Genomic DNA, 13,123 nt, shown 5'->3' with positions numbered 1-13,123 from the left:
AGATCACAAAGGAGACACCCCGTGAGCATCGACTACAGCCAGAAGATCCCCAACAACGTCAACCTGTCGGACGACCGCGCGCTGCAGCGTGCCCTGGAGCACTGGCAGCCGGCCTTCCTCGACTGGTGGCGCGACATGGGGCCGGAAGGCTCGCACAACTTTGACGTGTACCTGCGCACGGCGGTGTCGGTCGATCCATCGGGCTGGGCGCATTTCGACCACGTCAAGATGCCGGACTACCGCTGGGGCATCTTCCTGCAGCCGGCCGACCCGGAGCGCAAGATCCATTTCGGCGAGCACAAGGGCGAAGCCGCCTGGCAGGACGTGCCGGGCGAGCACCGCGCCAACCTGCGCCGCATCATCGTCACGCAGGGCGACACCGAGCCCGCATCGGTCGAGCAGCAGCGCCACCTCGGCCTGACCGCACCCAGCCTGTACGACCTGCGCAACCTGTTCCAGGTCAACGTGGAAGAAGGCCGCCACCTGTGGGCGATGGTGTACCTGCTGCACCGCTACTTCGGCCGCGACGGGCGCGAGGAAGCCGAGGCGCTGCTGGACCGCCGCTCGGGCGACCAGGACAACCCGCGCATCCTCGGCGCCTTCAACGAACGGACGCCGGACTGGCTGTCGTTCTTCATGTTCACCTACTTCACCGACCGCGACGGCAAGTTCCAGCTCTGCGCGCTCGCCGAGTCCGGCTTCGATCCGCTGGCGCGCACTACGCGCTTCATGCTTACCGAGGAAGCGCACCATATGTTCGTCGGTGAATCGGGCGTCTCGCGCGTGATCCAGCGCACCTGCGAGGTGATGCGTGAGCGCGGCATCGAGGATCCGGCCCAGGTGCGCGCCGCCGGCGTGATCGACCTGGAGACCATCCAGCGCTACCTGAATTTCCACTACAGCGTGACCATCGACCTGTTCGGCGCGGACCAGTCGTCCAACGCGGCCACCTTTTACAGCGCCGGCCTGAAGGGCCGCTTCGAGGAGGGCAAGCGCGCCGACGACCACGTGCTCAAGAGCGATGTCTACCGCGTGCTGGAAGTGCGCGACGGCCGCCTTGGCGAACGCGAGGTGCCGATGCTCAACGCGCTCAACGAAGTGCTGCGCGACGACTACATCAAGGACAGCATGGGCGGCGTGGCGCGCTGGAACAAGGTGATCGAGAAAGCGGGCGTCGCGTTCCGCCTGACCGTGCCGCACAAGGCCTTCAACCGCAAGATCGGCACGCTGGCCAATGTGCACGTCTCGCCCGAGGGCGAACTGATTTCCGAAGCCGAATGGAACGCCAACGAGCGCAAGTGGCTCGCCACCGGCGAGGATCGCGCCTTCGTCGCCAGCCTGATGGGCCGCGTGGTCGAGCCCGGCAAGTACGCCAACTGGATCGCGCCACCGGCGGTGGGCATCAACCGCCAGCCGATGGATTTCGAATACGTGCGTTTCAACTGAGCCCAAGAACAAGAAGGAGACACCGGAGACACGCCATGGGCGCCCCCGACATCATCAAGCAGCACCTGATCGACCCGGAAATCTGCATCCGCTGCAATACCTGCGAGGACACCTGTCCGATCGACGCGATCACCCACGACGATCGCAACTACGTGGTCAAGGCGGATGTGTGTAACGGCTGCAATGCGTGCCTGTCGCCCTGCCCGACCGGCGCCATCGACAACTGGCGCACCATGCTGCGCGGCGAGGCCTATTCGATCGAGGCGCAACTGCGGTGGGACGAACTGCCGGCGGAGGTGCCGTTGCCGGACCTGGGTGACGCAACCAAGGCAACGGCAGATGCCGCGACGGCCACCGGTACGGGCATCACTACGGACGCCACAATCCAGTCCGTGGAAACCAGCAGCCATACCTCGCCACGCGCGCCCTGGTCAGCCGCCCATCCCTACGTCAACCTGCATGGCGTACGCGCGCCGGTCACGGCGACCGTGGCCGGCAATTACCGACTGACGGCGGAGGACGCGTCCAGCGACGTGCACCATATCGTGCTGGACTTCGGCACACACTTCTTCCCGATCCTGGAAGGCCAGTCCATCGGCATCGTGCCGCCGGGCACGGACGCATCGGGCAAGCCGCACTACATCCGCCTGTACTCGGTCGCGAGCCCGCGTGACGGCGAGCGGCCGGGCTACAACAACCTCGCACTGACCGTGAAACGCGTCGACCAGGACCACGACGGCAACCCCGTGCAGGGCGTCGCCTCCAACTACCTGTGCGAACTGGCCAAGGGCGATACGGTGCAGGTAGTCGGCCCGTTCGGCACCACCTTCCTGATGCCCAACCACGCCGAGGCCAGCGTGATGATGATCTGCACCGGCACGGGCTCGGCGCCGATGCGCGCCATGACCGAGCGCATGCGCCGCAACATGGCGCACTTCGGCGGGCGGCGGATGCTGTTCTTCGGCGCGCGCAACGCCAACGAACTGCCCTACTTCGGTCCGCTGCTGAAGCTGCCGAAGGATTTCCTCGACATCCACTTTGCCTTCTCGCGCGACCCTGTCACGCCGCGCCGCTATGTGCAGGACGCAATCCGCGAAGCCGCCGGCAGCGTGGCCACACTGCTCGCCGATCCCAACGGCCACGTCTATATCTGCGGCCTGAAGGGGATGGAGGAAGGCGTGCTGGCGGCATTTGAAACGGTTTGCGCCAGCGCCGGTCTCAGCTGGACGGGGCTGGAAACCGCGATGAAGGCCGAAGGCCGGTTGCACATCGAGACGTACTAGCGCCTACCCCACATTTTGCTGATTTTTTCAGCAAACGCTTCCCTTCTGAAATGCATGGCCTATAATATTTCTCAAGAAACAGGAGCAAAGGCGATGCAATCCAGGCGGATTCCGGAAACCGATCCCGCCGGCGGCCCCGACCCCGGCACCACGCTGACCAAGGCGGTAATGCGCGCCGCCAGCTTCCTCGGCATCAGCCAGGCCGTGGTGGCGAGCGTGCTGGGCATCAGCACGGCCTCGGTCTCGCGCATGGCATCGGGCGGTTATGTGCTCGATGCCCACCGCAAGGAATGGGAATTCGGCGTGCTGTTCGTGCGCCTGTTCCGCTCGCTGGACGCGATCCTCGGCCACGGCGACCAGGCCCGGCTATGGCTGACCCATGAAAACCTGGCGCTGGGCGGCAAGCCCCTTGAAATGATCCGTACGACGGAAGGTCTGGTCCGTGTCGTTCACTACCTGGACGCCACCCGCGGTCGCATCTGAGCGCAGGCAGTTCGCGCTCACGCTGTGGCGGGCGGTGGAAGCCCAGCACGTTGTCTCCACCATGCCGCTGGTCGACAGCCTCGAAGAACAGGCTGTGCTGGAAGCCGTGCTCGATGCCGGCAAGCCGGCCGTGCCGATCGAAGCCCGCCACCTGCACTACCTTCTGTTTACCCCGTTCCGCTATCCACCCTCGCCCTGGGGCTCGCGCTTTCGTGCCGGCCAGGACCCGGGCGTGTTCTATGGCGCCAACGAGATCCGCACCGCCTGCGCCGAGCTTGGCTACTGGCGCTGGCGCTTCCTCAACGACAGCCCCGCGCTGCCGGGCATCGACGCCCGTGCGCAGACGCTGTTTGAAGTCCGCGTCAATACCGATGGCGTGGCACTGGACGCGCCGCCCTTCGATCGCGACCGCGACGCCTGGGCCGATCCGGACAACCACGAACCCTGCCAGCTCTTCGGCCGCGTCGTGCGCGAGGCCGGCCTTGGCATGATCCGCTACACCTCCGTGCGCGACCCGCAGCATGGCCCCTGCGGCGCGGTGCTGACGCCGCGCGCCTTCTCCCACCCGGCCCCGCTGGCCACCACCACGTGGATGCTGACGGTGCGCCGCGACCGGGTGATCTGGCAGCGCGACGACCTCCAGCAGCGCGAAAGCTTCGAGTTCGAGTCGACGCTGTGGCAGCGCACAAGCGAAAGCGCCAACAATGGCTGAACCTCGGCCCCTTGCCGGCGATCTAACCGTTATGGCAGGCGGAAGTGCGCACCACTTCAAGGTACTTTTAAACAGGTGTTGCAATGCGCAACCGGATGCCATATAATCTTTTCTTCGACGGACGCGGGGTGGAGCAGTCTGGCAGCTCGTCGGGCTCATAACCCGAAGGTCGCAGGTTCAAATCCTGCCCCCGCAACCAACCGCATGATGATGCGGTTGATGACTGCAAACGCATCCGATCCGTCATACAGACAAACCCGCCAATGGCGGGTTTTTTTGTTTTGGCTCTCAGTACTGCGCAGCACTTCGTTTCCGCTGCATCGCACCTGTCGCCGACCGGCTCGTGCGGGCCCCCACCAATGCCGCGACGCTTGTCCCCGCGACAGCCCCGACCCCCTCTTCGAGGGTGATACACTTTCGCCATTCCTCCCGGACGCCCCTCATGAAATTCTGCTCGAACTGTGGTCATGCGGTCGTGTTGCGCGTACCTGACGGCGACAACCGCCCGCGCAGCGTTTGCGACAACTGCGGCACCATCCACTACGTCAATCCCCGCAACGTTGTCGGCACGATTCCGGTGTGGGAAGACAAGGTCCTGCTGTGCAAACGCGCGATCGAGCCGCGCTACGGCTTCTGGACCCTGCCCGCGGGCTTCATGGAGATCGGCGAGACCACCGCGCAGGCTGCCTCGCGCGAGACACTGGAAGAAGCCGGTGCGCGCGTGCAGGTAGGAGAACTGTTCTCCATCCTGAACGTGCCGCACGTGCACCAGGTGCATCTTTTCTACCTGGCTACGCTGGACGACCTGGATATCGCCCCGGGCGAGGAAAGCCTGGAGGTCAAGCTGGTGGAAGAGGCCGATGTGCCGTGGGATGAACTGGCCTTTCCCACCGTGATCCACACCCTGCGCTGCTTCTTCGCCGACCGCGCCGCCGGCCGGCTGCGGGACGGCAGCTTCCGGCTGCACAGCCTGGATATCGACAAGCCCATGCGCCCGCTGACCAGCCGGGCCACGGTCACGCCCTGAGCGGCGGGCCGGAAAGCCCTCCATCGCCCACCCTCGCCCTCCATCGGCACGGCCCGCATGATCGCCTGGCTGGACCCGCAAGACCCTTTTCCGCCGGTGGAGCGTGCGCTTGGACCGGATTCCGAAGCCCCCGGCCTGCTGGCGGCGAGCCGCGACCTGTCGCCCCAGCGGCTGCTGCTGGCGTACCGCCAGGGCATCTTCCCCTGGTATTCGAGCGGCCAGCCGGTACTGTGGTGGAGTACCGACCCGCGCATGGTGCTGGCGCCGCCGGCGCTGCGCGTCTCGGCCACGCTGCGCAAGACGCTGCGGCGCGTGCTGCGCGACCCAGACTGGGAAATCCGCGTCGACGACGACTTCCTGGCGGTGATGCGCGCCTGCGCCACCACGCCGCGCGACGGCCAGGACGGCACCTGGATTACCGACGAGATCGTGGCGGCGTACGGCACGCTGCACCGCAACGGCATGGCGCACGCGGTCGAGAGCTGGTACCGCGGCGAACGTGTAGGTGGCCTGTATGGCGTGGCGCTGGGGCGGATGTTCTTCGGCGAATCCATGTTTGCGCACCGCACCGACGCCTCCAAAATCGCGCTGGCGGCGCTGTGCGCGTTCCTCGGCAACCACGGCGTGGCGATGATAGACTGCCAGCAGGAAACCGATCACCTGGCCTCGCTGGGTGCGCGCCCGATCCCCCGCGCCGAGTTCGTGGCACATGTGCGGGCGGTGACGGCGCAGCCGGCGATCAACCCGTGGCGGTTTGACAAATCGGTGCTGGAGCGCTGGGCCGGGACGCCAGCCGCGCCGGCCAGCTGAGCCCTGGTACCGGACACCACCATCGGCTGGCCTGTCCAAACGCCCCGTCCCCGCCCGGAGCCCCCTGAGTCATGAGCAAGCTGAAGGAACTACCGCTCTCCGCGCTGCAGTTCTACGCCACGGCGCCCTACGCTTGCAGCTATCTCGAAGGCCGCATGGCACGCTCGCAGGTCGCCACGCCGGCGCACCTGATCAACGCCGACGTTTATTCGCGCCTGGTGCGCGCGGGCTTCCGGCGCAGCGGCATCTTTACCTACCGCCCCTATTGCGATGACTGCCATGCCTGCACGCCCTGCCGCGTGGTGGTGGACCAGTTCACGCCTGACCGCTCCCAGCGCCGCGCTTGGCGCCGGCATGAGCACCTGCAGGCGCTAGTGGCGCCGCTGACCTACGTCGAAGAGCACTATTCGCTGTATCTGCTGTACCAGTCGATGCGCCACGCCGGCGGCGGCATGGACCAGGACAGCCGCGACCAGTACGAGCAGTTCCTGCTGCAAAGCCGCGTCAACTCGCGCTTGGTCGAGTTCCGCGAGCCGCCGGGATCGCCCGAGGCCGGCCGCCTGCGCATGGTCAGCATGATCGACGTACTCGACGACGGGCTGTCGTCGGTCTACACCTTCTATGACCCGCTCGAGCGCAACGCCAGCTACGGCACCTACAACATCCTGTGGCAGATCCGCCAGACGCGCGAACTGGGCCTGCCGCACCTTTACCTGGGCTACTGGATCGCCGACAGCCGCAAGATGGCGTACAAGGCGCGCTTCCACCCGCTGCAGGTGCTGACCGGCAACCTCTGGCAGGCGTTCGAAGACGTCGCCAACCCGGTGCCGCTGGCTACGCAGGAATAACGGGACCAGCAAGCGGGACCAGCAGGCCTGGCCGTCCGGGCAAGCGGCCCAGCCGCTACAATGCGGGCCTGGTATCGACTTCTGCGCCGCCCCGCCGGCCGCCTCCCCACGTGCTCAACGCGCTCTACCCCCTGTTTCGCCCCGCCCTGTTCTCGATGGATGCCGAGGACGCCCACCATTTCACGCTGAACAACCTGGTTCGCGCCCACCGCATGGGCCTGGCCGGCTGCATCGGCAACAAGATTGCCGACGACCCGCGCACGGTGATGGGGGTGCGCTTCCCCAACCCGGTCGGGCTGGCCGCGGGGCTGGACAAGGACGGCGCCTATATCGACGGGCTGGCTGCCTTCGGCTTCGGCTTTATCGAGGTGGGCACGGTCACGCCGCGCGCGCAGCCGGGCAACCCGCGCCCGCGCATGTTCCGCCTGCCACAGGCGGATGCGCTGATCAACCGCATGGGCTTCAACAACAGCGGCGTCGATGCCTTTGTCGCCAACGTGAAGGCCTCGCGCTGGAAGGCCGAGGGCGGCGTGCTGGGCCTGAATATCGGCAAGAACGCCGATACGCCGATCGAGCGTGCCAACGACGACTACCTGTACTGCCTGGAGCGCGTCTACCCGCACGCCAGCTACGTCACGGTCAATATCTCGTCGCCCAATACCAAGAACCTGCGCCAACTGCAGGGCGCCAGCGAGCTGGACAGCCTGCTGTCGACGCTGAAGGACGCGCAGCAGCGCCTGGCCGACCAGCACAAGCGCTACGTGCCGCTGGCGCTGAAGATCGCGCCGGATCTCGATGCCGACCAGGTTGGCAATATCGGCGACGCGCTGGTGCGCCACAAGATCGACGGCGTGATCGCCACCAACACCACCATTTCGCGCGAGGCGGTCAAGGGCCTGCCGCATGCCGAGGAAGCCGGCGGCCTGTCTGGGCGCCCGGTGTTCGAGGCGTCCACGCGCGTGGTGCGCGCCTTGCACGCCGTGGTCGGCGATGCGGTGCCGATCGTCGGCGTGGGCGGCATCTTCAGCGGCGCCGATGCGCGCGCCAAGATCGATGCAGGCGCGAAGCTCGTGCAGGTCTACAGCGGCCTGATCTACCGCGGCCCGGCGCTGGTGCGCGAATGCGCCGCGGCGCTGCGCGGCTGAGCCTTTCCCATATCGCCCCCCTTCACAGGAAACGCCATGGAAACCATCCGCCTCGGCCGCAGCGACCTGCAGGTTTCGCGCATCTGCCTGGGCACCATGACCTTCGGCGAGCAGAACACCGAAGCCGACGGCCACAGCCAGCTCGACTACGCCTTCTCGCGCGGCGTCAACTTTATCGACACCGCCGAGATGTACCCGGTCAGGCCGCGCGCCGAGACCTACGGCCAGACCGAGCGCATCGTCGGCACCTGGCTCAAGCGCCAGCCGCGCGACCGCGTGGTGCTGGCGACCAAGGTGGCCGGCCCGGGCCGCATGCCGTGGATCCGCAACGGCGATGACCTGACCCCGGCCGGCATCCGCGCCGCGGTGGACGAATCGCTGCGCCGGCTGCAGACCGACTACATCGACCTGTACCAGATTCACTGGCCGGCGCGGAATGCACCAATCTTCGGGCAGCTCAGCTTCGATCCGCAGAAGGAGCGCGAGTGCACCTCAATCCAGGCGCAGCTCGAAGTGATGGGCGAGCTGGTGCGCGCCGGCAAGATCCGCTATGTCGGCGTCTCGAACGAGACGCCCTGGGGCGTGGCCGAGTTCGTGCGCCTGGCCGAGCAGCATGGCCTGCCGCGCATCGCCACCGTCCAGAACCCGTACAACCTGGTCAACCGCAGCTTCGAACAGGGCCTGGACGAGGCCTGCTTCCGCACCGACGTCAGCCTGCTGGCGTACAGTCCGCTGGCGTTCGGGCAGCTCACCGGCAAATACCTGTCGGGCGATGGGGGCAGCCCGGTCTTCAATGCCGAAGCCAAGGGCCGCCTGTCGCGCTTCGGGGCGGACTGGAGCCCGCGCTACATGCGCCAGGAGACCATGGCCGCCTCGGCCCGCTATGTCGAGCTGGCAAAAAGTGCCGGCCTGTCCCCCGCCACGCTGGCGCTGGCCTGGTGCTACTCGCGCTGGTTCGCCGCCAGCACCATCATCGGCGCCACCACCCTGGCCCAGCTCCAGGAAAACCTCGACGCCCGGGACGCGCAATTGCATGAAGATGTCGTCGCCGCAATCGGGGTAATCCACAAGCAAATCACGAATCCCGCGCAATAATATGCGCCTGGATGGCCGATAGCGGGCGTCTGGCAGCATCGGATGCCCCACTTCGGCACGATGACTACGCATTTCGTGCGCGAGAAGTGGTATCCTCGCAGGCTTATCGCTGTCGCATCCGACGCGCCCGCGCACGCTCCCTCCAGCCGCAGGAAGCCGCTGCGCACGCCCGGACCGGCACCGTCCGCCCGCGCGCGGGCGCGCCAGGACGGCGGACCGAACCATCCGCGGCCGCATCCATTCCAGAACCGAGCTTTCGGGGGAGAACAGATAATGAAGTCCATCAAGGGTCTCGCAGCAACCAAGTCGATCCTGGGCGGCGCCGTGGCACTGGCTCTGCTATACGGCGGCGCCGTGCAAGCCCAGACCGTCAAGGTACTGTCGATCGTTGACCACCCCGCGCTGGACGCGATCCGCGACGGCGTGCGCGCCGAACTGAAGGCCGCCGGCTATGACGCCGACAAGAGCCTGAAGTGGGAATACCAGAGCGCCCAGGGCAACACCGGCACCGCCGCGCAGATTGCCCGCAAGTTCGTCGGTGACAACCCGAACGCGATCGTTGCCATCGCCACCCCATCGGCCCAGGCCGTGGTCGCCGCCACCAAGAGCGTGCCAGTGGTGTACTCGGGCGTGACCGATCCGGTCGCCGCGCAACTGGTCAAGAGCTGGTCGGCGTCGGGCACCAATGTGACCGGCGTGTCGGACAAGCTGCCCTTGGACAAGCAAGTCGCCCTGATCAAGCGCGTGGTGCCCAAGGCCAAGAACGTCGGCATGGTCTACAACCCGGGCGAGGCCAACTCGGTGGTGGTGGTCAAGGAACTGAAGGAACTGCTGGCCAAGGAAGGCCTGACCCTGAAGGAAGCCGCCGCACCGCGTACCGTGGACATCGGCCCGGCCGCCAAGAGCCTGATCGGCAAGGTCGACGTGATCTACACCAACACCGACAACAACGTGGTGTCGGCGTATGAGGCCCTGGTCAAGGTTGCCAACGAATCGAAGATCCCGCTGGTGGCGGCTGACACCGACAGCGTCAAGCGTGGCGCCGTGGCCGCGCTGGGCGTGAACTACGGCGACCTGGGCCACCAGACCGGCAAGATCGTGGTGCGCATCCTGAAGGGCGAGGAGCCGGGCGCGATCGCCTCGCAGACCAGCGACAACCTGGAGCTGTTCGTCAACACCGGCGCCGCCGCCAAGCAAGGCGCGACGCTGTCGCCGGAGCTGATCAAGGAAGCCAAGACCGTCATCAAGTAAGCACTGCCACCCCGGCCGTCGCAAGACGGAGGGTGCCCCGCCGGGCCTATCCGGGCCGGCGGGACAGAACAGGGCGAGGCAGCCCGCGGCCCCACACGGGCCAGCCGGCCCACCCGCCCCCAAGCCGGCGCCAAGGCAGCCGCCGGACCCTGCAACAGGATTCCCCCCATGTCCCTCTTTTCCCTTCTGGGCGCCCTAGAGATCGGCCTGATCTTCAGCCTGGTGGCGCTCGGGGTGCTGATTTCCTTCCGCATCCTCAACTTCCCCGACCTGACCGTTGATGGCAGCTTCCCGCTGGGCGGCGCCGTGGCCGCGACGCTGATCGCCGCGGGCCAGGACCCGTTCGTCGCCACCGCGGTGGCGATCGCCGCGGGCGCACTGGCCGGCTTCATTACCGGCTGGCTCAACGTGCGCCTCAAGATCATGGACCTGCTCGCCAGTATCCTGATGATGATCGCGCTGTACTCGGTCAACCTGCGCATCATGGGCCGCCCCAACGTGCCGCTGATCACCGAGCCGACTATGTTCACCATCCTGCAGCCGGAATGGCTGCCTGACTACGTGCTGCGCCCGCTGGTGCTGTTCGTGGTGGTGGTGATCGCCAAGCTCGGCCTGGACTGGTTCTTCAGCTCGCAGCTCGGCCTGGCGATGCGCGCCACCGGCGCCAACCCGCGCATGGCCCGCGCTCAAGGCATCCCCACCGGTCGCGCCACGCTGGCCGGCATGGCACTGTCCAACGCGCTGGTGGCACTGGCCGGCGCGCTGTTCGCGCAGACCCAGGGCGGGTCGGACATCTCGATGGGCATCGGCACCATCGTGATTGGCCTGGCCGCGGTGATCATCGGCGAAACCGTGCTGCCGGCGCGCCGCCTGATCTGGACCACCCTGGCCGTGGTGCTGGGCGCCATCCTTTACCGCTTCTTTATCGCGCTGGCGCTGAACAGCGACTTCATCGGCCTGAAGGCGCAGGACCTGAACCTGGTCACCGCCGCGCTGGTGACGATCGCGCTGGTGCTGCCGGCCACGCGCAAGAAGCTGTTCGCCCGCAAGAACGGAGGTGCCTGAGATGCTGCGCGCACAAGACCTGAAGCTCACCTTCAACCCGGGCACCCCGATCGAGACCCGCGCGCTGCGCGGCCTCAGCCTGGAGATCCCCAGCGGCCAGTTCGTGGCCGTGATCGGCTCCAACGGCGCCGGCAAGTCCACCTTCCTGAATGCGATCAGCGGCGACCAGATGGTCGACTCGGGCCGCATCACCATCGATGACACCGACGTCACCCGTCAGCCGGCATGGGACCGCGCCCACCTGGTGGCGCGCGTGTTCCAGGACCCGATGGCCGGCACCTGCGAGGCGCTGACCATCGAGGAAAACATGGCGCTGGCAATGGCGCGCGGCACCCGGCGCGGCTTCCGCGCGGCGCTCAACCGCGGCTCGCGCGAGCTGTTCCGCGAGAAGCTGCGGCTGCTGAACCTGGGGTTGGAAAACCGGCTGACGGACCGCATCGGCCTGCTGTCGGGCGGCCAGCGCCAGGCGGTCAGCCTGCTGATGGCGTCGCTGCAGCCGTCGCGCATCCTGCTGCTGGACGAGCACACCGCCGCGCTGGACCCGAAGACTGCTGCCTTTGTGCTGGAACTGACCGCGCGCATCGTCGAGGAAAGCAAGCTGACCACGATGATGGTGACGCACAGCATGCGCCAGGCGCTGGACTACGGCCAGCGCACGGTCATGCTGCACCAGGGCCAGGTGGTGCTGGACGTGTCGGGCGAGAAGCGCAAGGGGCTGGATGTGCCGGATCTGCTGAAGATGTTTGAGCAGACGCGGCATGAGCAGTTGGATGATGATGCGTTGCTGCTGGGTTGAAGACCTGTAGCGGGCAATGACGAAGGGGAGCCATGCGGCTCCCCTTTTTTACGCCGGTGCGACGCTCAGTCGATAGTGAGATGCCGCTGCCGGATCACACCGGCCCAGCGCGTGCTTTCCTTCTGGATGGTGGTGGCAAGCTGCTGCGGCGTGCCACCCGCCGCCTCCATGCCCAGCGCGGCCAGCTTTTCCTTGAGCATGGCATCGGCCAGCACCGTGTCGACGTGCTGGCTGAGCTTGCGCACGATCTCCGCGGGCGTACCGGCCGGCGCCATCAGCGCGTACCACGACACTGCCTCGAACTTTGGAAAGCCCTGCTCGGCGATGGTCGGCACATCGGGCAGCACCGCCGAACGCCTGGCGCTGGCCACGCCCAACGCGCGCAGTTTGCCGGACTTGATATAGGGTAGCGCCGCCGAGAGTTGGGCGAACATCATCGTCACCTGGCCGCCAACCACATCGGTCATGGCCGGGCTGACGCCCTTGTAAGGCACGTGGTTCAGCTTGACGTGGGCATCGAGCTGCAGCAGCTCGCCGGCCAGGTGCGCCTGGCTGCCGGCGCCGGGCGAGGCGAAGCTCAGTTCGCCCGGCTTCTGCCCCGCGAGCTTGAGCAGGTCCGCCAGCGTTTTCGCCGGCGTGGCCGCGTTGACCACCAGCACGTTCTCGGCGGTGGCCAGCATCGAGACCGGAGCCAGGTCGGCCGGCTTGTACGGCAGGTTCGGCATCAGCGTGGGGTTCACAGCGATATTGCCCACCGGCACCAGGGCGAGCGTATAGCCGTCGGGCACGGCCTTGGCCACCATGTCGACGCCGATGGTGCCTGCTGCGCCGGCCTTGTTGTCGACCAGCACGCTCTGGCCGGTGGCTTTGGCAATGCCTTCGCCGACCGCGCGGGCGAGCACGTCGGCCGGGCCGCCGGCGGCGAACGGCACTACGATGCGCACCGGCTTGGCGGGATACGCCTGCGGCTGGGCATGAGCGGCGGCGGCGAACCAGGGCGCGCAGGCCGCCACGCAGGCGAGCAGGCAACGCGCGGCAAGGCGCCGGCTGACAGGTTTCACAACAGCGTTCACAGCGGGTTTCATGACGGTTTCCCCCATTTGGCAGTGATCAGGCTTGACTCCCCCACCGCGCCGGCAGTCTTGTTGTCGTGCATGGCCGT

General features: G+C 67.0%; 13 protein-coding genes and 1 tRNA gene. 13 read left to right on the top strand and 1 reads right to left on the bottom strand.

Translation table 11 applies throughout. From position 1 onward, the window contains the following. Window positions 1-21 precede the first annotated feature (21 nt). The 13 genes from boxB to AC10V3_RS07345 all read left to right on the top strand — a co-directional run bounded on the left by boxB (window position 22) and on the right by AC10V3_RS07345 (window position 11,961). Entirely contained in the window at window positions 22-1,446 is a 1,425-nt protein-coding gene (gene boxB, locus AC10V3_RS07405; protein ID WP_022534475.1) for a benzoyl-CoA 2,3-epoxidase subunit BoxB, read from the top strand. Window positions 1,447-1,481: 35 nt separating this feature from the next. Beyond that, complete coding sequence (boxA, locus tag AC10V3_RS07400) at window positions 1,482-2,729, top strand: benzoyl-CoA 2,3-epoxidase subunit BoxA (protein WP_022534474.1); 1,248 nt, start codon at window positions 1,482-1,484, stop codon at window positions 2,727-2,729. A gap of 93 nt (window positions 2,730-2,822) precedes the next feature. Next, complete coding sequence (locus tag AC10V3_RS07395) at window positions 2,823-3,212, top strand: MbcA/ParS/Xre antitoxin family protein (RefSeq protein ID WP_022534473.1); 390 nt, start codon at window positions 2,823-2,825, stop codon at window positions 3,210-3,212. Further along, a complete protein-coding gene (locus AC10V3_RS07390) occupies window positions 3,172-3,924 on the top strand; it encodes an RES family NAD+ phosphorylase (RefSeq protein ID WP_022534472.1) in 753 nt (250 codons plus the stop codon). Before AC10V3_RS07395 ends, AC10V3_RS07390 begins: the two co-directional genes overlap by 41 nt. A gap of 122 nt (window positions 3,925-4,046) precedes the next feature. Continuing rightward, window positions 4,047-4,123 (top strand) — tRNA-Met (locus tag AC10V3_RS07385). A gap of 243 nt (window positions 4,124-4,366) precedes the next feature. Further along, window positions 4,367-4,951, top strand: a complete 585-nt coding sequence (locus AC10V3_RS07380; protein WP_022534470.1) for an NUDIX hydrolase — start codon at window positions 4,367-4,369, stop codon at window positions 4,949-4,951. Window positions 4,952-5,008: 57 nt separating this feature from the next. Next, complete coding sequence (gene aat, locus AC10V3_RS07375) at window positions 5,009-5,761, top strand: leucyl/phenylalanyl-tRNA--protein transferase (protein WP_022534469.1); 753 nt, start codon at window positions 5,009-5,011, stop codon at window positions 5,759-5,761. 71 nt (window positions 5,762-5,832) lie between these two features. Beyond that, entirely contained in the window at window positions 5,833-6,609 is a 777-nt protein-coding gene (locus AC10V3_RS07370) for an arginyltransferase (protein ID WP_490923427.1), read from the top strand. 110 nt (window positions 6,610-6,719) lie between these two features. After that, a complete protein-coding gene (locus tag AC10V3_RS07365) occupies window positions 6,720-7,754 on the top strand; it encodes a quinone-dependent dihydroorotate dehydrogenase (RefSeq protein WP_349604673.1) in 1,035 nt (344 codons plus the stop codon). Between the two features lie 36 nt (window positions 7,755-7,790). Beyond that, the gene (locus tag AC10V3_RS07360) at window positions 7,791-8,849 is read left to right on the top strand and encodes an aldo/keto reductase (RefSeq protein ID WP_022534466.1); all 1,059 of its coding nucleotides are present in this window, start codon (window positions 7,791-7,793) and stop codon (window positions 8,847-8,849) included. 273 nt (window positions 8,850-9,122) lie between these two features. Next, the gene (locus AC10V3_RS07355; protein WP_490923425.1) at window positions 9,123-10,100 is read left to right on the top strand and encodes an ABC transporter substrate-binding protein; all 978 of its coding nucleotides are present in this window, start codon (window positions 9,123-9,125) and stop codon (window positions 10,098-10,100) included. A gap of 168 nt (window positions 10,101-10,268) precedes the next feature. Next, a complete protein-coding gene (locus AC10V3_RS07350; protein ID WP_349604675.1) occupies window positions 10,269-11,165 on the top strand; it encodes an ABC transporter permease in 897 nt (298 codons plus the stop codon). 1 nt (window position 11,166) lies between these two features. Then, entirely contained in the window at window positions 11,167-11,961 is a 795-nt protein-coding gene (locus AC10V3_RS07345; RefSeq protein ID WP_022534463.1) for an ABC transporter ATP-binding protein, read from the top strand. Between the two features lie 65 nt (window positions 11,962-12,026). Here AC10V3_RS07345 and AC10V3_RS07340 read toward each other — a convergent pair whose 3' ends face one another. Beyond that, window positions 12,027-13,046 carry a tripartite tricarboxylate transporter substrate binding protein gene (locus AC10V3_RS07340; protein ID WP_041680997.1) on the bottom strand — a complete coding sequence of 340 codons (1,020 nt, stop codon included), beginning with the start codon at window positions 13,044-13,046 and terminating at the stop codon, window positions 12,027-12,029. Window positions 13,047-13,123 lie beyond the last annotated feature (77 nt).

It is taken from the genome of Cupriavidus sp. PB-02 (assembly GCF_058252315.1).
Note: the sequence above shows the minus strand (reverse complement) of the source record. Positions and strands in the feature narration are given on the sequence as shown.

What these genes read in the sequence shown, in the direction of transcription:
- boxA (WP_022534474.1), top strand. Translation starts at nt 1,482, where the DNA reads ATGGGCGCCCCCGACATCATCAAGCAGCACCTGATCGACCCGGAAATC.
- AC10V3_RS07395 (WP_022534473.1), top strand. Translation starts at nt 2,823, where the DNA reads ATGCAATCCAGGCGGATTCCGGAAACCGATCCCGCCGGCGGCCCCGAC.
- AC10V3_RS07380 (WP_022534470.1), top strand. Translation starts at nt 4,367, where the DNA reads ATGAAATTCTGCTCGAACTGTGGTCATGCGGTCGTGTTGCGCGTACCT.
- aat (WP_022534469.1), top strand. Translation starts at nt 5,009, where the DNA reads ATGATCGCCTGGCTGGACCCGCAAGACCCTTTTCCGCCGGTGGAGCGT.
- AC10V3_RS07370 (WP_490923427.1), top strand. Translation starts at nt 5,833, where the DNA reads ATGAGCAAGCTGAAGGAACTACCGCTCTCCGCGCTGCAGTTCTACGCC.
- AC10V3_RS07360 (WP_022534466.1), top strand. Translation starts at nt 7,791, where the DNA reads ATGGAAACCATCCGCCTCGGCCGCAGCGACCTGCAGGTTTCGCGCATC.
- AC10V3_RS07355 (WP_490923425.1), top strand. Translation starts at nt 9,123, where the DNA reads ATGAAGTCCATCAAGGGTCTCGCAGCAACCAAGTCGATCCTGGGCGGC.
- AC10V3_RS07350 (WP_349604675.1), top strand. Translation starts at nt 10,269, where the DNA reads ATGTCCCTCTTTTCCCTTCTGGGCGCCCTAGAGATCGGCCTGATCTTC.
- AC10V3_RS07345 (WP_022534463.1), top strand. Translation starts at nt 11,167, where the DNA reads ATGCTGCGCGCACAAGACCTGAAGCTCACCTTCAACCCGGGCACCCCG.
- AC10V3_RS07340 (WP_041680997.1), bottom strand. Translation starts at nt 13,046, where the DNA reads ATGAAACCCGCTGTGAACGCTGTTGTGAAACCTGTCAGCCGGCGCCTT.